General features: G+C 42.0%; 18 protein-coding genes. 6 read left to right on the top strand and 12 right to left on the bottom strand.

Features of this window, described 5'->3' with window-relative positions; genetic code table 11:
* Positions 1-584: 584 nt before the first annotated feature.
* A complete protein-coding gene (locus NRIC_RS14005) occupies positions 585-857 on the bottom strand; it encodes a hypothetical protein (protein WP_146623321.1) in 273 nt (90 codons plus the stop codon).
* 204 nt (positions 858-1,061) lie between these two features.
* On the opposite strand from NRIC_RS14005, the gene NRIC_RS14000 reads away from it, so the two are divergent.
* Positions 1,062-2,177 carry a sensor histidine kinase gene (locus tag NRIC_RS14000; RefSeq protein WP_146623320.1) on the top strand — a complete coding sequence of 372 codons (1,116 nt, stop codon included), beginning with the start codon at positions 1,062-1,064 and terminating at the stop codon, positions 2,175-2,177.
* Positions 2,178-2,201: 24 nt separating this feature from the next.
* On the opposite strand, the gene NRIC_RS13995 is transcribed toward NRIC_RS14000, so the two are convergent.
* The 6 genes from NRIC_RS13995 to NRIC_RS13970 all read right to left on the bottom strand — a co-directional run bounded on the left by NRIC_RS13995 (position 2,202) and on the right by NRIC_RS13970 (position 7,378).
* Positions 2,202-3,095: a D-alanyl-D-alanine carboxypeptidase family protein gene (locus tag NRIC_RS13995; RefSeq protein WP_175580109.1), complete on the bottom strand. Its 894-nt coding sequence runs from the start codon at positions 3,093-3,095 to the stop codon at positions 2,202-2,204.
* 84 nt (positions 3,096-3,179) lie between these two features.
* Positions 3,180-3,842, bottom strand: a complete 663-nt coding sequence (locus tag NRIC_RS13990; RefSeq protein ID WP_146623331.1) for a response regulator transcription factor — start codon at positions 3,840-3,842, stop codon at positions 3,180-3,182.
* 167 nt (positions 3,843-4,009) lie between these two features.
* Positions 4,010-5,062 (bottom strand): ornithine cyclodeaminase family protein, encoded by a 1,053-nt coding sequence (locus tag NRIC_RS13985; RefSeq protein ID WP_146623318.1) that lies wholly within the window; start codon positions 5,060-5,062, stop codon positions 4,010-4,012.
* 549 nt (positions 5,063-5,611) lie between these two features.
* A complete protein-coding gene (locus NRIC_RS13980; protein ID WP_146623317.1) occupies positions 5,612-6,058 on the bottom strand; it encodes a GNAT family N-acetyltransferase in 447 nt (148 codons plus the stop codon).
* A 24-nt stretch (positions 6,059-6,082) separates the two neighbouring features.
* Entirely contained in the window at positions 6,083-6,796 is a 714-nt protein-coding gene (locus NRIC_RS13975) for a DUF5131 family protein (RefSeq protein ID WP_146623316.1), read from the bottom strand.
* On the bottom strand, positions 6,797-7,378 hold the full coding sequence (locus NRIC_RS13970; protein ID WP_146623315.1) for a DUF6434 domain-containing protein: 582 nt from the start codon (positions 7,376-7,378) through the stop codon (positions 6,797-6,799).
* Positions 7,379-7,540: 162 nt separating this feature from the next.
* Here NRIC_RS13970 and NRIC_RS13965 point away from each other — a divergent pair, with 162 nt between their 5' ends.
* The 3 genes from NRIC_RS13965 to NRIC_RS19335 are packed head-to-tail and all read left to right on the top strand — an operon-like array spanning position 7,541 to position 8,596.
* Positions 7,541-7,864, top strand: coding sequence for a PadR family transcriptional regulator (locus NRIC_RS13965; protein WP_146623314.1), 324 nt, complete (start codon positions 7,541-7,543; stop codon positions 7,862-7,864).
* Positions 7,851-8,435 carry a DUF1700 domain-containing protein gene (locus NRIC_RS13960; RefSeq protein WP_146623313.1) on the top strand — a complete coding sequence of 195 codons (585 nt, stop codon included), beginning with the start codon at positions 7,851-7,853 and terminating at the stop codon, positions 8,433-8,435. Before NRIC_RS13965 ends, NRIC_RS13960 begins: the two co-directional genes overlap by 14 nt.
* Positions 8,432-8,596 carry a hypothetical protein gene (locus tag NRIC_RS19335; RefSeq protein ID WP_175580108.1) on the top strand — a complete coding sequence of 55 codons (165 nt, stop codon included), beginning with the start codon at positions 8,432-8,434 and terminating at the stop codon, positions 8,594-8,596. Before NRIC_RS13960 ends, NRIC_RS19335 begins: the two co-directional genes overlap by 4 nt.
* Before the next feature lie 35 nt (positions 8,597-8,631).
* Here NRIC_RS19335 and NRIC_RS13955 read toward each other — a convergent pair whose 3' ends face one another.
* The 4 genes from NRIC_RS13955 to NRIC_RS13940 form a co-directional block, all read right to left on the bottom strand.
* A complete protein-coding gene (locus tag NRIC_RS13955; RefSeq protein WP_146623312.1) occupies positions 8,632-9,399 on the bottom strand; it encodes a YibE/F family protein in 768 nt (255 codons plus the stop codon).
* The gene (locus tag NRIC_RS13950; protein ID WP_146623311.1) at positions 9,396-10,445 is read right to left on the bottom strand and encodes a YibE/F family protein; all 1,050 of its coding nucleotides are present in this window, start codon (positions 10,443-10,445) and stop codon (positions 9,396-9,398) included. Before NRIC_RS13950 ends, NRIC_RS13955 begins: the two co-directional genes overlap by 4 nt.
* 169 nt (positions 10,446-10,614) lie before the next feature.
* Positions 10,615-11,610 (bottom strand): YeiH family protein, encoded by a 996-nt coding sequence (locus NRIC_RS13945; protein ID WP_146623310.1) that lies wholly within the window; start codon positions 11,608-11,610, stop codon positions 10,615-10,617.
* A gap of 420 nt (positions 11,611-12,030) precedes the next feature.
* Entirely contained in the window at positions 12,031-13,404 is a 1,374-nt protein-coding gene (locus NRIC_RS13940) for an InlB B-repeat-containing protein (RefSeq protein WP_146623309.1), read from the bottom strand.
* Positions 13,405-13,600: 196 nt separating this feature from the next.
* Between NRIC_RS13940 and NRIC_RS13935 the strand changes: the two genes are divergently transcribed.
* Together NRIC_RS13935 and NRIC_RS13930 are read left to right on the top strand one after the other, a co-directional pair.
* Entirely contained in the window at positions 13,601-14,233 is a 633-nt protein-coding gene (locus NRIC_RS13935; protein WP_146623308.1) for a pentapeptide repeat-containing protein, read from the top strand.
* A gap of 132 nt (positions 14,234-14,365) precedes the next feature.
* Positions 14,366-14,776 (top strand): YjdF family protein, encoded by a 411-nt coding sequence (locus tag NRIC_RS13930; protein WP_146623307.1) that lies wholly within the window; start codon positions 14,366-14,368, stop codon positions 14,774-14,776.
* A gap of 82 nt (positions 14,777-14,858) precedes the next feature.
* On the opposite strand, the gene NRIC_RS13925 is transcribed toward NRIC_RS13930, so the two are convergent.
* Positions 14,859-15,506: a carbonic anhydrase family protein gene (locus NRIC_RS13925; RefSeq protein ID WP_146623306.1), complete on the bottom strand. Its 648-nt coding sequence runs from the start codon at positions 15,504-15,506 to the stop codon at positions 14,859-14,861.
* Between the last annotated feature and the right edge of the window lie 32 nt (positions 15,507-15,538).

The raw sequence follows: 15,538 nt of genomic DNA, 5'->3' as shown, positions 1-15,538 counted from the left end.
TGGATGAGTGTCGGCTTTTCTATAAAAGCGAATTATGAAATTGGCTCAATTATGCATTTTATCATCAAAATTAAAATTTGTATATGGTTTTGTTGCTGTTATACACATCTTATCTTAATCAAAAACCCATTAAATATTTATCGTTAATTACTCGCCTATAACGCAGAAAAATCTTCACATGATTGAGTTAACTCTTTTATTCTTAAAACCTTATACGGCTTAATAGATAGTTAGATGATCCCGACATCTGACAATACGATAACATGTAACGAGATAAAACTCCTGTGCTCACAAAAATAAACCCACCTATCACCTCTTGAAAAGTTATGATAAGTGGATTTGCTTGACGTCTAGCATACGCTTATTATTATAGCTCCCGGACGTCCAATGCATTTTCTTTTTAGAGCAGCTCTTCTGCCATCGTTAACAACGTATTGTTTAGAAAACATGATTGATATTATCTGAAACTGCCCTATGTGGACAAAAATCCAAAAAAAATAAAGGCTCTGTATCGTCCTCCAAAAATTAGATTTTTGGTCTAACTTTTAAGGGTCGGTACAGAGTGTTTTCTCTCGTTTATTATTTCACAATTGATGAATCACTTTTGCTTCATTGTTCTCATAGGCGATCCATTGTTTGCGATCCTGTAAATAGAAATAGATATTTTTACGTTCTGCTCTCTCTTGGCGAGACATGACCAGTTCATAAACGATGTTACTGGAGAGCCAGTCAGTGTAATAAATTCGAACGCTCTCAGTCGTTTCGATTTTTTTTCCGCAACAAAAAATTGAGTAATTGGTAAAACGGTTTAAATCTTCAGCCAAACACTCGGTAATGTACCGATTCACGATCGTCATCAGCAGCTCCCCCTTTCATTTCTTTGTAGTAATTATCAATAATCATACCATGTTTTGTTAGCGCTTTCCATAACTAAGATCGCTCTTTTTACATCGTGTAAAGAAAATGAATTATTTCCTGAAGAAAGCTTAAGACTTGGTGGCTTTTTTTATCGTTGCTTGTTTGATACACTTAAACAAAATGAGGCAAAGAAGGTGAAGCGCATGGGAAAAAAATCAAGTGTCCTCTTTTTTTCTTTAACTGGAGCTGCTCTTTTGGTCGGGCTCTATTTTCTACTGGTACGAACTAATTTGCATCATACGATTTTAGACGTGGTTTATGGCACATTTATTCGGAGAAATGCCATGAATGAATCTGGAGGAACGTATTACTCGGAAACGTATATCGATTGGCCAAATGTAAAACTCTTCTTGATTTTATTCGCTGTGGGTGTGGGTTTTGTAGTTTCGATAGTCAGCTACCTGATCTATCGCAGTCGTTTAAAAAAGAATACTCAAATGCTGGCAGGAAGCATTGCTCAATTTTTCGCGGACCCTGCAGGTATGGGTACTGGGGAGTTGATCATCGACAATGAGTTGTTAAAGATCAAGACAAACATTGAACACAACGAAGAATTATTGAAACGCGAAACACAGCGGACCAAGGACTTGATTACCTACCTGGCTCATGACTTGAAGACACCTTTGGCTTCGGTGATCGGCTACCTTAATTTGATGATCGATTCTCAGGACTTAACTCAAGCACAAATGAATCATTTTCTATCAATTACCTTAGACAAATCGTTGCGGCTGGAAAATCTGATCAATGACTTTTTTGATATTACTCGCTTTAACTTGCAGGATATTCAGCTTTACAAGTCTGAACTAGATTTTGTGCTGCTGCTGAGGCAGTTGACCGATGAGTTTTATCCATTGTTAAAAGAAAAGAAATTACGTTTGGAATACCACGGGCCAGATTCCTTAAAGCTGACGGCTGACAATCAGCAGCTGGCAAGGGTATTAAATAATCTGCTAAAAAATGCGATTTCCTACGGCACAACAGACTCTATCATCCAGCTTCAGCTGGAAGTAGAAGCCAACAGCCTCGTTTTCAGTATTTCTAACCAAGGAGCCACCATCCCGCAGAAGCAGATCGACATGATTTTCGAAAAATTCTATCGCCTGGATCAATCTCGCTCTACGAAGACTGGTGGTGCCGGTCTCGGTTTGGCGATTGCTAAGGAAATAATTTTGGCACATCAGGGAACGATTGCAGCCGTCAGTGAAGCGGGGATCACCACCTTTCACTTCACTTTGCCGCTACATGAAGAAAACGCGTAGATTTTTTTACTGCGCGTTTTTATACTACAAACTCTCTTCATACAGCTTTCGGCTCTCAATCAAATGAAACTGCTCCGATTCACTATCCCCTTTGCTGCCGGTTAAAATCAACAAATAGTCTTCCCCATTGATTACTGCTAAACTAGCTAAACATAAGCCTGCCTTTTTGGTATAGCCGGTTTTTCCACCGATGATTCGTCCGTTTGAAAGCTCCAGCGATTCGCCACGACTAATTAAGCTGCTGGTAAAATGATTGCCTTCTGGATGAAGATTAGTCGGCTGTCCTTGGTAAGTTAAACGAGTGAATACTTCGTAAAAGATTGGGTTATTCAAGGCATAGTCTAAAAGAATTGCCAGATCCCCAGCCGTGGAATAATGATCGTTGGCATCTAAGCCAACTGAATTCGAAAAATGTGTCTGGGTCATTCCTAGTTCTGCCGCTTTTTGATTCATGATAACTACAAAGGCTTCTTCACTTTCACTTAATGACAGCACCGCCGTCAATGTCGCATCCGCCCCCGATGGCAGCAAAATGCCATAAAGCAATTCGCGATAACTAATTTCCTCCCCCGGCTGCAGTCCTGCCACCGCCAGGTTGTTCTTCTGCAGCTCAAAAAAAATGGACTCGGGTACAACAGTTAGCTGGTCTAGATTTTCTGCTTTCTCAATCACACAAAGTGCAGTCATGATTTTCGTCAAGGATGCGATAGCGACTTTTTTCTGCGGATTCTTTTGATTAATCACTGATCCGTCGCGTTTTTTCAATAGGTAACTGTGGGCAGAAATTCCTCGAATGTTGACATACTCTTTTGAGTGAGAGAGGCCGATCGTAGTAAGAAACCAGTAGGCCAATCCACCCGCTAAGATCATCACCACCACCAACAAGCCCAGCAATAGTTTATTTCCCCTTTTATTCATAGTAAATGCCTCCTTATAGATTGATTTAACCATCTACAAGCAGGCACTGTTTTAATATTCACTTAGTTTCATCTTAAGATATCTTCAGATTTTGTAGCCGACCCCCCACACCGTTTGGATGTATTGATGCTTTTCACCGGTGTCTAGCATTTTTTCCCGCAGATGCCGGATATGAACCATGATCGTGTTATTGGAATTGGTAAAGTATTTTTCGCCCCAGACTTCTTTAAACAATTCTTCGGAGCTGACTACCTGATCTTTTCGTTCCATTAACAGCTTCAGAATGGAAAATTCCAGCGGAGTTAAAAACAATTCCTCTTCGTTCAAAAAAACGTTGCGCTTTTCAATATCCAGTTCTAGTCCTTTGACCACCAGCACCTGTCGTTTGATGCCGCTGTACTGAGTCGCTCGCCGCAGCTGGGCTTTGACTCGAGCTACCAGCTCTAATGGTCGAAAAGGTTTGGTGATGTAATCATCCGCCCCAATCGTTAAGCCGGTAATTTTATCGATCTCTTCACCTTTGGCTGTTAGCATGATCACCGGATAGGTATATTTTTCACGAATCGTTTTGCACAATTCAAAGCCGCTGATGTCTGGCAGCATCACGTCTAAAATCGCCAGCGCATATTCTGTCTCAGCGATTTTGGCCAGAGCTGTTTGCCCATTTTCGCAAGTATCCACTTCGTAATTTTCATTGTTCAAATAAAAAGCGACAAGTTCAGAGATTTCCTGCTCATCTTCTACCATCAAAATTTTCACTGGGGATCACACTCCTCCCTTAAAGTATAGCAAATTCCTTTTACTTGAGGTACCAACATTCGGCTTGCTAAAAAAATTCAATTGTCTTCCTTCGGTTCCATGCCAACAAAAAACTGCTGTACCACGAATTGGTACAGCAGTTTGCTTCTATAAACTTATAACGGCAGCTTACGGCCGATTCCTTCTTGTAGAGCTTTAGAGAAAATTGCTTGCCCCATCACCACATCGCTGACGGAGATCCCTACATTGCTGCAGACGATTAAATCGTCTTTGCTAGTCCGTCCCGGATGGATCCCAGCCAAGATTTCACCAGTCTCACAAGTCACTGGCGCCAGACCCTCTGGGAAATACCCCATATCTGCAAATAACTCGTGCTCTTCCTTGCTGTCCAAGATATATTTGTCCGCCATTTGACAAATTTCCGGATCCCAGAAGGTGTTCAAATCGCACGGTAAAATCGTTTGGCCTTTGCTAACCCATTCCTTTTTCACGACCTTCAAAGTATCCTTCAAAATGACAGTTGCTGAACTCATTACTTCAGACTGTTTCACCAGCTCTTCAGGACTATTCACTTTGACAATCGGAATCTTCACTTCGTCTTTGACTTCTTCAATCAGCTGATCCATTGTTTCGCTGCGAACATCGTAAATGTAGATTTTTTCTAGATTTTTTAGGGTTTTAACGATATATCTGACGTGGGCCACCCCCTGAATCCCACAGCCGAACATACCAAAAGTCGTTGCATCTGGATGCAGCGCGTTGGCAGCCAAGGCCGTTACCGCAGGCGTACGCATGGCAGTCAGCCAAGCGGAATCCATCACTGTGATGGGCACACCGGTCATAATATCATTCAAGATCAACAGTCCCGTTGTTTGTGGCAGATTAAATTCTTTCGGATTGCGCGGATAACATTCGATCCATTTTACGCCGCAAGCTAAATTGTCGGGTACATACGCCGGCATGGCATGATAAAACACATCAGAGTAAGGATGGATTCCAATTTTTGCAGGCATTTCGTAGGCTTTATTTCCGTGGGCGATCAGAGCTTGTTGAACTAATTCCAATGTTTCGTCGATAGTCGGCCCCGCTGCTTTACATTCCTCTTGGGTTAGCCAAAGGAGTTCTTTACCTAAATCCAGTTTCGTTTTTAAATATTCGTGCTGTTCTTGAAACGATTTCAGCTGTTCTTCCGATGCTTCATAAGACATGTAAGTTCCTCCAGATTTTTCTTCTATTTACATTCGAATAGAATGAATGCATTCGTTTTTTCATGAGTATAATTAGAAAAACGTGATAAATTCACTATAATTCTAGTGTAAGGTTGGTGTTGGTCTACTGTCAATAAAAGATTTTACTGACTACTGTTTCGCTTGTTTATTTGATCAGCACTACAAGCTGTATTCTTCCATCATCAGTAGAAACAACTTTCCATTCCGAGAGGTCATTATGAACAAACAACAACACATCAGCGAAAGCCCTGATTATTGCATTCAGGCATACGCAACACCACAAGCAGATTGTTAGAAATGTCACTCAAGGTAAGAACGAGCCCTTACTTTTTTGCTTCGTACCATGAAAAATCATCAAAAACGAGCTGTATCGTCGCAAGATTGGAATCGGTGTGCGCTTATTAAGGAATACATCCATTCGTTAGCGGAGGTTTTGAAGAAAGAACAAGATCCTTTCATAAAAACAGCCTGCTCCAATGAGAAGGCTGTTCACAAATCATCTATTATGAAGATACCATACTTGATCTTTTACAAAGAAATCGTCGCTTCAGAATCTGCAATCTTCTTCACCAAAAACATCTCCATCGGTTGCTGATAGCCTGGAGCCGTCAGCAGCAAGGAACCTGCTTCACAAAATCCGAGCTTTCGATAAAAATGTTGAGCTTCTTCTGTGACTAACGTGGATGTCATCAAAAGACCGTAGCCTAGCACCCTCATCTCTTCTTCCCAAAAAGACATTAACTGCTTGCCATAGCCTTTTTTCTGAGCGCTTTCTTCTACGTATAACATAGTGCAAAACGGCAAGTTGTCCCAAAAGAGATTATAACGTAACAGACCAACAGGCTTACCTGCGTCTTCAATAATATAGCCCATTCGATCGCGACATTTCTTGTCAAACTCTGCTTTCGAGAGATGTTGATCCAGACTGAACCAAAATTTTTCATCTGCGGATTGCACGTAACGAATAACTGTCATTTGATTTGCTGCTCCTCTCTACATTCATGCAGGGTACCAATTGATGTCTGCCTTTTTGGCCTGACTGAACAATTGACGATAGCCTAGCCGATAGTGTTGGCCATCCTTAATAAAATGCGTTCCACATTGCCGGAATTCAAAGGCAACTTGCTGGTCAATACACTCTTCACGCAAAGCCAAGATCCATTCAAACTCGAGCGGTCGAGCAGTTTTATGATACTCCCCTCCAGCCACTACTAACTCAACGTCCTCTAAATAACCGTTTAATGAGATCGGCCCCAACATCGGTTGACAAGCAATTGTTTTGTGTTTAATCGGTAACGATTGTAAAAACGACAATCGCTGGTCTGCGAACTGCTGATTTTCAACTGATACTCCGATAGTGACATTTTCGTAGCCGCTCCCCCAATCCTTAGGGATGACCCCGTAAAAACGCTCGATTCGCTTCGTCAAAAAAAGAAAGTTGAGATCTGATCGCTCACGCATCATCCTCCAACAGTCATCACGCCATTCATCTGCATCTTCCACAAAGAAATCACTAGAGAAACACACAAAAACCTGTTGACCACTAGCCATTTTGTAGCTTTTTTTAGTTTGTTTTACAGGGGCATCAAATTGGGCGGTTTTTTCGATCACATGGGTATCGCGATCTCTTTTTTTTCCGCCTTCATGAATAAAACAATACCGGCAGCCATCACTAACACGGTGACAGCCTTTCCATGGATTCCAAATCGCCATTTATCTTTGCTCCTTTGCTAATGCTGACAAATCTGCCGGGTGGTATTCGTTGGATCCCGGCTGCTGCTTTTTATTCTTCCAGCACGTGATTGCTTCTTTTAACGAGCGATCTCGATTGTCCGCGAAAAATGCTCGAATGTAACGATTGTATTCAAATTGCTTGCCGATCTCTCTTGGCTTTTTCGTTTGCGCCAAACGTTTATAGGCTTCGACAGCCTCCTGATAGGTTTTGCCCGTATTGGTTTTTAGCCATTTCTGAAACGGCACGTTGAAAGTGAAGCGGGAGCCAAGATGCTGTCGAAAAAAAACACGATGACGTTCCGAACATATGAAATTATCCTCAATAGTATCGGTCAGTTTAATGATCCCGACTACTGCGCTTGAACGAGCAAAAGTGGGTTTATCTTTTCGACTTCTTCTCTCACCAGTCGTTAAAAAATGGCTGATTCGTTTTGTCAAATCCTCTTTACTGCCAGATGATTGCAACCCCTCCTGACGACAAAAATCAGTCAGTTCCTGTTTTAAATAATAGTAGTTTTCAAAATCTTTCCCCGGCAATTCCTTTGAAAGTATTGGTCGCATGATTTCCTCCTTGACTCTTTTTTTCATTATAACACACAAAAGAGAACGTATGTTCAACAGTGTGACGTAATTCCATCAATAGCCTTAAACAAATTAGGCCTAAAGTCTGATGTTTCTGTTTACTATGCAATGTATAGTATACGGTATAGAGAGGTGATACAGATGGACAGCCAATTAAAAAAAGGCTTGATCGAATACTGTGTACTGGCTTCTCTCGTCTCGCAGGATTCATACGGGTATGAGATCGTCAAGCAGATCAATCACCAGATCTCGATCACAGAATCGACATTGTACCCTATCTTGAAACGTTTGGAGACAAGTGAACGCGTCACGACCTATTCCAAAATTCATCAGGGACGAGTAAGAAAGTATTATCAATTAACAGAAAAAGGATTTCAAAGCATTGAAAAGTTTTTAGCTGATTGGCAGCAAGTTGAAAATGTTCAACAATTTATCCAGAGGAGTGTAGAAAATGAAGCGTGTTGAGTTTATCAAAGAATTAAGCAATTATTTAGCAAATGAGGTGCGGCCAAGCGAAGTGCATCGTCTGATTGAGTATTACGATGAAATGATCTTAGATTTGATGGAAGATGGCTATTCTGAAGAGGAAGCCGTTAGCAGAATGGGGGATCCCCAAGCGCTGGCTTATGAAGCTGCAGGTATTCCTTCAGAAATCAAGGTTCCACGCAGATTTAGTCCTTTAGTGATTATTTTGCTGATTCTAGGATTTCCATTGTGGGGCAGCTTGGCATTTGCCGGTTTCATGATTTTGTTGAGCTTTTATATCGTTATCTGGTGTATTCCTTTTACTGGTGCTTGCTTAGCCGGAGGATTCTTGTTTGGCGGTCTGGTAGCGACTTTGACAAGTCCTTTAGCGATGATGACCAGCTTGTTTTACGGCATCACTCAGCTAGGTGTTGGAATGCTGATCTTTGGTCTAGGCTTGCTGGCATTGTGGGCAACTTATAAATGCAGTGCTGGATTCATCAACATGCACCGTTGGTTGACACGCAAGATTCGTCAATCCATCTTCCAAAGAAAGGTCGTGAACGTATGAAAACTACATCAAAGCATTTATTGCCAAGAGTAGGCAGCTGTCTCGTTCTAGGAGGGTTTTTAGTCACCTTATTCGGCTTTGCTCTCTCTGGGTTTTCGCCAGAAAGATACATGTACCACGAACGCAACTGGTATGATGTCGTTGATTTTTATACTGAGTAGACCAAAAAGGCTGTGACATCGCTGTCACAGCCTTTTTATCTGGCCTTGTCAAAATACCGATGGAAAAAAATATAACTGGAAACAGCCGAAGTAATCGGTAAAATCACTACTGCTGCCATTCCAGTCAGGATACTGATCAGCAATTCTCCTACGAAGGCCTTCGAATTGACCACCTCCAAAAAGGAATAATTCAAGTCCTGAATCCAAATGATCAGAGCTAAGCTTGAGCCCATAAACGCAAACAACAATGTATTGATGGTAGAACTCAAGATTTCATGCACGACATGCATGCTAGAGGAAATCAATCCCTCCAGAGATATCTTTTCTGTCCGGCGAAAAATTTCATAGGTGGAGCTGCTGACAGCCATACTGCTGTCGATTACCGCGCCAGAAAAGCTCATCAAGATGATCGCTGTATTCAAGGCCGAAAATGGCACAGCTGCTGAAAAATCCATCATTTGCAGCTCATCCAGCTCCTCAAGGGCAAAGCCGTGTACTTTGAAGACCTGAATAGTCGGCATGGTCACTATTGTGAAAAGAATCAAAAAAAGGACGACACACAAAAAGGCTGCTTTTGTTTTCGGATTGACGTCATTGATATAAAACAAGGTTACTGCTGTAACTGCTAAGAAAATCGAAAAAGTTGCAAGGTAAACGGACACACCTCGGCTTAAGAGAAACAGTAGCGCAACAAACAAGAAAAAATTCGCAAAGGTTCCTGTGATCATATACAACGAATTCTTTCGAAAGATCAGAACCATTAGTCCAATCAAGATCATGGTTAGAATCAGCAATGCATTCATGATAAGTCCTCTCTCTTCTTCAACTTTTCTGCAAAAATAAAAGCCCCCAAAGCAATCGGTACAGACAATACGATAGCAAAGCCGCCGCACAAGGCCCTGACAATTTCTAAAGACAGATGCAAACTAAAATTGTCAGTAAAATTCCACCCATTGGCATGATAGAAAATAAACGAAGGGATCGCCCCGCTTAGATAAGCAAACAGCAATACATTGATCATTGATGAAGCAGTATCCTGGGCGATCTCCTGTCCTGAGTGAATCAGATTTTTTACAGAAAGCTGTTGATTTTGGGTACGGATCTCATCAAGGCTGGAGATAATCGTAACGATGTTGTCCATGCTGGCACCGATCGCCCCGATCAGCAAGCCAGAAAGAAAAACCGATCGGTAAGGACGAGTCAAAAATTGCATTTCTTCATAACGGATTCCTTGATCATTCAGACCATTTAGAACGATCAAACAAATCAAAAAAGCCGCGAACACACTGAGTAAGGTTCCAACGATTTTGCGCAAATCCAACTTCTTGATGCCATAGGATGTGCCCATGGCAATCAGTACCGCTAAAACCGTATAAATCGACAATAAAAATGGCAGAGGCAGATTGCGATTTTTTTGGTTGATCCATAGGAAAAGTACAAGCAGCAAACTGTTAAACCCCAGACCGATCAATGCTTGTATGCCCTTTTTTCCACTGATCAGTACTACGATCCAGACAAATAACCCCAGCAAAATAAAGACATAGCCATCCCGTTTTACGGATAAAATCTGCCATCCGTTCCCTTGTTCTTGCAAGATCAGCTGGTCTCCTTTTTGATAGGCAGGTGCAGTACTCTCGTTTTTATAATAAGTTTGGTGGATCGTCACAGCTCCTGTACCATTAAGTAATTTCCCCTTAATAATTTGCTGCTGACTCTCCTGATCGATCGTGGTTTCTTCTACGCGCATTACTGTATCTGAATAAAACACACTGCTTCTTGACTGGATCAGCAGACCAATCAAAAAAATGCCTGCAAAAGCGATAAGAAAACCTAGTTGCTTCTTCCTCATAAAAACCTCCAAAATAGATTGATTCTATTTTACCACGTCCTCTCCTATTACAGGTTTTCTTGGTCGGGATTAAAAAAAATATAAAGGTTTAACCGAAAAAATTGGGTCTCTTTTAAGACACAAAAAAGGATCAAAAAACAGTATAGTTTCTTGACCCTTTTTGTGTTGATTATCGAATTGAAAAAATAACTATTAGTATGATTGCTGAAACTGTCTGAACGGCTCCAACAGAAAGACCATAGATCAAAAATCTAGGTCCTTCTTTCAAAAATTTACGGAAATCCAACCGCAAACCGATCGCTGCCAACGCCGTCGTTTCGAACCATGTACTGACAAAATGGGAAGTCGTGTCGAATACCTGTGGCAACTGAACGAAGCTGTTCAAGATACAGGCGATTAAAAAACCAAGTACGTACCAAGGAATGGGCATTTTTTTCCTTTGCGCAGTCGGTGTCGAAGCAGGCTTTCCTGCCTTTCGTTCGAAAATGAACACCACCACTACCAGCATCATGATGCGCATGATTTTAAACAACATCGCATACTGCACTGTCTTCGGATTAATCAGGCTTGCTCCAGCAACTACTTGGCCGACCGATTGCAGCGTTCCGCCGATCAACGCACTGGTTGCAAATAGGCCTTCACCAAAAATTGCCGCCCCTAAAAACGGCAGCGTCAGCATCATCAACGTTCCCAAAAGATTGACCAATGTGATAATTTGACCCTTCTCTTCCTCCTTTGCACCAATCGCCGGAGCAATCGCACCAATCGCTGATGACCCGCAGACCGCATTGCCGCCTGCCATCATCAGGGCCATTTTTTCATTGAATCCTAAACGTTGCCCGATCCAATAGGCAAATACGATCGTACTCGTCATCATCGACAAAACGTATCCGATCCCTTTTCCGCCAATCTCACTGATCGTTTGAAACGTCACTGTAAAGCCCAGCAGCACGACCGAATATTCCAACAAACGGCTCTCCGCAAATTTCGTTCCAGCCGCCAATTCAGCTTGTCTAAAAAAAATGTTGCCTAACAGGATACCCAACAAAATCGCGATCGTCGCTCCGCCGATACTAGGAAAAATCAATGCCAAAGCCTTACTGACTGCTGCCACTGTTGCGGATAAGATCAACCCAGGCAGAATGGGATTTTTGTGATGAACCATTGTTCTTGCCCCTTTCAATTACAGTCTTTATTATACATAATTATAACTATTTATATAAATGATTGTTACAATAGTTACTACGTAAATAATCGAATAAAGAAGCGATTCGTCAACGCCTGTCAGATGAGGAAAGTAAGAAAATTCCTTATCATAGTTGTTGAGTCGCTTATCGGACATCGCACGTTTCAATGTAAAAATCTGGCGCTGTGTAAAAGAATAAACTGGCTCCGATCGCAAAACTTCTCAACTCGACTGTTTGTCGCTGTGGGCCAAAAACTGCAAATAGATCATTGATCAAGCAGGAAATATAACACTTGTAAAGAACTTTCTCAGCAAAATTTGCTGAAGCTTTTCAGTTTTAAAAAAAACATAAACAGCCCTGCTCAGTTGAGCAGGGCTAACGTATTTTGCTTAATATTTTTATTTACTATCTTTCTTACGTCGCACCCATACAATTACAATCACGATCACCAGGATACACACTCCAGCGATCATTAATAAAGTGTTTCGCTGGCTTCCTGTGTTCGGCAGGTTTTTCTTCAAGGTCGTTGGATTGTCCGTATTCGCAGTCGTCCCCGCAGACTTCGCCTGCCATTTTGCTACTAAGTGCATGTCTTGATCTAAGATCCCTTTGCGGAAGTCCCATTTCTCGTCGCCAAGATACCAGCCAAGAAAATCATAGCCCTCACGCGTTGGATCATCCGGTTTAGTCAGCACTTGCCCTACTGTCAGTTGCTTTGTCGGTGCATTTCCGGTTCCGCCATTCAGATCAAAAGTGATCGTATGAATTTTTTTCCAGTGTGCAGTCAGCATCATATCGTTCGCTGGCATCCCTACACGCATATCCCATTTGACATCTCCATTGTACCAGCCGTCAAAAACGTAGCCTTCACGTGTTGGATCAGCAACTTTGATCAGTTCGTTTTCTTTTAGGACTTGTGGTGCATAAGAATCCTCTTTGCCGCCGTTGACATTAAAGGTTAAAACATACCCTACTCGTCTCCAATAAGAATAAATTTCAGTATCTTTGTCAAATGCATCGGTTAATTTAATTGACGTTTTAAACTCTTTATCCCAATAATCGCCGTCAAACTCAAAGCCTAGGATCTGGCTCGACGGTCGAATAATTGGGACATCTTTGTACTCCGTACCTTTGTCTACAGTAATAGGTTCATCGGATGTTGACCAGGTGCCGTCTGTGCCTTTTGTGACACTAACTATCTTTATCTGCTCTACCCATTTAGCATATAGTGTGAGATCCCCTAAGACTGGTTGAGTAACATCATACTTCATTGACAGCCCAGAGTCAGTATACCACCCGTCAAAACGGTGGTTTTTTCTTGTTGGATCAGGTTGATCAGCGATCGTCTTATTTACTAAGACATTCTTACTTTTTTCACCTTCTCCACCATTCAATTCAAAATCGATCTTAAACTCATGATCCTTATCGACCCACCTAGCAATTAAGTCCGTATTTCCCATAATCTTTGTAGCTGGATCAAACTTCACCCCAGCTGCTGTATACCAACCAATGAAAATCCTATTGTCCTTCGTCGGGTCTTCTGGCATTTTTACCGTGGTGCCCTCTTCTACATCGACTGGCATAATATGTTCGTTTCCGCCATCCGTATCAAACGTAACCTGATAGATTGTTACAGCAGGTGTTTCAATAGGTGTTTCCAGCGGTTCGGTGGCTCCCGTCGTTTCTTCTGCCAAAGCGAAGGTGGCTGCAGAGCACAAGGGGAATAGCAGCAAACCAAGCAGCGCTAAGGTCTTAATCATACCCTTTTTCATTTTTCTTTATCCCTCCTTCATTATAAAGCGTATCATGAAGCGGGGATTCTTTGCAATCTTTTCTATAAGATTTGAGAGTCTGGCGTACGCAAAAAAAGCACCATTCATTTCCTTAAACTTTAATCCTTTTTTCTTGTCTTGTGTTCACCAGAATGGCAGTGCTAAAATATAAGAAAAATCGAAAGAAGGCGAAGGCATGTCCGCGATCTTAACTGACCACGATTATAGCTACCGTAATTTGCCGGAAGCTAATTTTCACGACATTCAATTTGAACGAGTCGATTTTTCCCATGCCAATCTGACTAAGGCTGATTTTTCAAATTGCTTGTGTATCGAGTGCGATTTTTCTTATGCCGTATTGAAAGAGGCTTCTTTTTCCAGTGCGGATCTTCGCGGCTGCAATCTACAAGGAGCAGATATTTCCGGGGCAGATATGTATTTTTCAATGCTGGAAGGCGCGAACTTAACTGACCTCGTATATGATGATAATACGAAATATTTCAAGCTGTATTGCCCAGAAGAAGGACCGTTCTTGGGCTATAAAAAATGCTTTGGCTTTCGAATCGTTCAATTGCTGATCCCTGCAGATGCAAGAAGAACATCTGCCACCAATAATACGTGCCGGTGTGACAAAGCAAAAGTTTTAACGATCAAGGATATGTATACGAATGAAGACTATGATGAAGCAATTGCTTATGCAGACGGCAGTTTTGTCTATCGCCGCGGTGAATGGGTCGAAGCAAAAAACTTCAATCCAGATCGCTGGGTGGACTCCACCGGCGGCATCAACTTTTTCATGACTCGTGAAGAAGCAGAAAGCTATTTGTAAAATCAAAAGAAAACTATTACACTATTTCTGAGCATAAAAACACAAGGCGGTTGGTAGTCCGCCGCATGAAAATGTCAGTAACCTTCCCTCCCGGGTCGTCCATTGCTTAGTTTACAAATGGGAGGTGTCATCATGAAGTTAACGATTTACTTCGATGGCAGTTTTTGGTGCGGATTGATCGAGTTCAGCACTGCTGAAAGCTACCAAGCGATTCGCCATGTTTTTGGACCAGAGCCAAAAGACGCGGACGTGTTTGCATTTGTGTATCACGTATTGCCGCAATTGCTTGCTGCTGCGACTACTTGTCAACCGGCAGAGGAACAGCCGCAAAAGCGGATCAATCCAAAACGGATGCAGCGAATGATCAATCGAGAAAAGAACCAGCCGGTGGTCTCGACCAAAGCGCAGCAGGCGATCAGCGAAATGCGCAAAACGGTGAAGTTGCAGAGAAAATCTCGCAACAAGCAACACAAGCTGCAGCGCGAAAAGGAACGCTTCGAAATGCGCCAAGAAAAAAGGCGTCAAAAACACCGAGGTCATTGACCTCGGTGGACTGTAAAACCACCAGACCGGTGGTTTTTTTATTTTAGAAGTTGGAGCAATCAACGAGTTGCTCTAAACTCTCCTATTCGTTGTAAGACAAGACAGTCCGTTGATTGATCGCTTGCTGCAAACGGCAATTATGGCCATGCATTTCTTTAAAGCGGTCGATTTGTTGCGCGGAGACTTCGACCGTTCGTTTTAGCACATACCATTCCACATTTTCAGTCAATGGCGGTGTTGTTAAGGAACCTAAATAGTGGTAATAGCTTTTATTTTCCGGTAAAAGCAGATTGAAATCCAATGACCCGCAATCAGTCTCCGTATCAAAATGATCTAAAACTTCTTCGAAAGCGGCATTTTCTGTTCCAATCTCATAAAAGACTCCAATCACTGCAATTTGTTGATTGATTCCGTGGAACAGAAAATGTCCTTCCATTGGAAATTTTTTTCCATCTATGGAGTGTTCCGAATCCGTGTGAAAATGCATTTGAATCAATTGGAATGGCCGGTTGTTCAATGTAGCTTGCCCCTGACACAGCAATTGAAGATTCTGCCCATTGTTAAAAAAGCTGGCATTTTCCTGATGGATCGTTACATCCAATTTAGTCAGTTGTCGATCGGTGGATGGTTCCACACTGGCCGTTTGAATGTCGATGGGTGATTGACGCAGGCCGATTTCTGATCCCCATTGCTGTTGCTGACAATAGTCGATTGTAAATTTTGCCTTCAAAGTGCCACTCCGCTCAATAAATTTTTACAATC

Origin of the sequence: Enterococcus florum, from assembly GCF_004309355.1 — a bacterium.
Lineage (GTDB): Bacteria > Bacillota > Bacilli > Lactobacillales > Enterococcaceae > Enterococcus_A > Enterococcus_A florum.
Note: the sequence above shows the minus strand (reverse complement) of the source record. Positions and strands in the feature narration are given on the sequence as shown.

What these genes read in the sequence shown, in the direction of transcription:
- NRIC_RS13990 (WP_146623331.1), bottom strand. Translation starts at nt 3,842, where the DNA reads ATGGTAGAAGATGAGCAGGAAATCTCTGAACTTGTCGCTTTTTATTTG.
- NRIC_RS13985 (WP_146623318.1), bottom strand. Translation starts at nt 5,062, where the DNA reads ATGTCTTATGAAGCATCGGAAGAACAGCTGAAATCGTTTCAAGAACAG.
- NRIC_RS13945 (WP_146623310.1), bottom strand. Translation starts at nt 11,610, where the DNA reads ATGGTTCATCACAAAAATCCCATTCTGCCTGGGTTGATCTTATCCGCA.
- NRIC_RS13935 (WP_146623308.1), top strand. Translation starts at nt 13,601, where the DNA reads ATGTCCGCGATCTTAACTGACCACGATTATAGCTACCGTAATTTGCCG.
- NRIC_RS13975 (WP_146623316.1), bottom strand. Translation starts at nt 6,796, where the DNA reads ATGGCGATTTGGAATCCATGGAAAGGCTGTCACCGTGTTAGTGATGGC.
- NRIC_RS13960 (WP_146623313.1), top strand. Translation starts at nt 7,851, where the DNA reads ATGAAGCGTGTTGAGTTTATCAAAGAATTAAGCAATTATTTAGCAAAT.
- NRIC_RS13980 (WP_146623317.1), bottom strand. Translation starts at nt 6,058, where the DNA reads ATGACAGTTATTCGTTACGTGCAATCCGCAGATGAAAAATTTTGGTTC.
- NRIC_RS14000 (WP_146623320.1), top strand. Translation starts at nt 1,062, where the DNA reads ATGGGAAAAAAATCAAGTGTCCTCTTTTTTTCTTTAACTGGAGCTGCT.
- NRIC_RS14005 (WP_146623321.1), bottom strand. Translation starts at nt 857, where the DNA reads ATGACGATCGTGAATCGGTACATTACCGAGTGTTTGGCTGAAGATTTA.
- NRIC_RS13970 (WP_146623315.1), bottom strand. Translation starts at nt 7,378, where the DNA reads ATGCGACCAATACTTTCAAAGGAATTGCCGGGGAAAGATTTTGAAAAC.
- NRIC_RS13995 (WP_175580109.1), bottom strand. Translation starts at nt 3,095, where the DNA reads ATGAATAAAAGGGGAAATAAACTATTGCTGGGCTTGTTGGTGGTGGTG.
- NRIC_RS19335 (WP_175580108.1), top strand. Translation starts at nt 8,432, where the DNA reads ATGAAAACTACATCAAAGCATTTATTGCCAAGAGTAGGCAGCTGTCTC.
- NRIC_RS13930 (WP_146623307.1), top strand. Translation starts at nt 14,366, where the DNA reads ATGAAGTTAACGATTTACTTCGATGGCAGTTTTTGGTGCGGATTGATC.
- NRIC_RS13955 (WP_146623312.1), bottom strand. Translation starts at nt 9,399, where the DNA reads ATGAATGCATTGCTGATTCTAACCATGATCTTGATTGGACTAATGGTT.
- NRIC_RS13950 (WP_146623311.1), bottom strand. Translation starts at nt 10,445, where the DNA reads ATGAGGAAGAAGCAACTAGGTTTTCTTATCGCTTTTGCAGGCATTTTT.
- NRIC_RS13940 (WP_146623309.1), bottom strand. Translation starts at nt 13,404, where the DNA reads ATGAAAAAGGGTATGATTAAGACCTTAGCGCTGCTTGGTTTGCTGCTA.
- NRIC_RS13965 (WP_146623314.1), top strand. Translation starts at nt 7,541, where the DNA reads ATGGACAGCCAATTAAAAAAAGGCTTGATCGAATACTGTGTACTGGCT.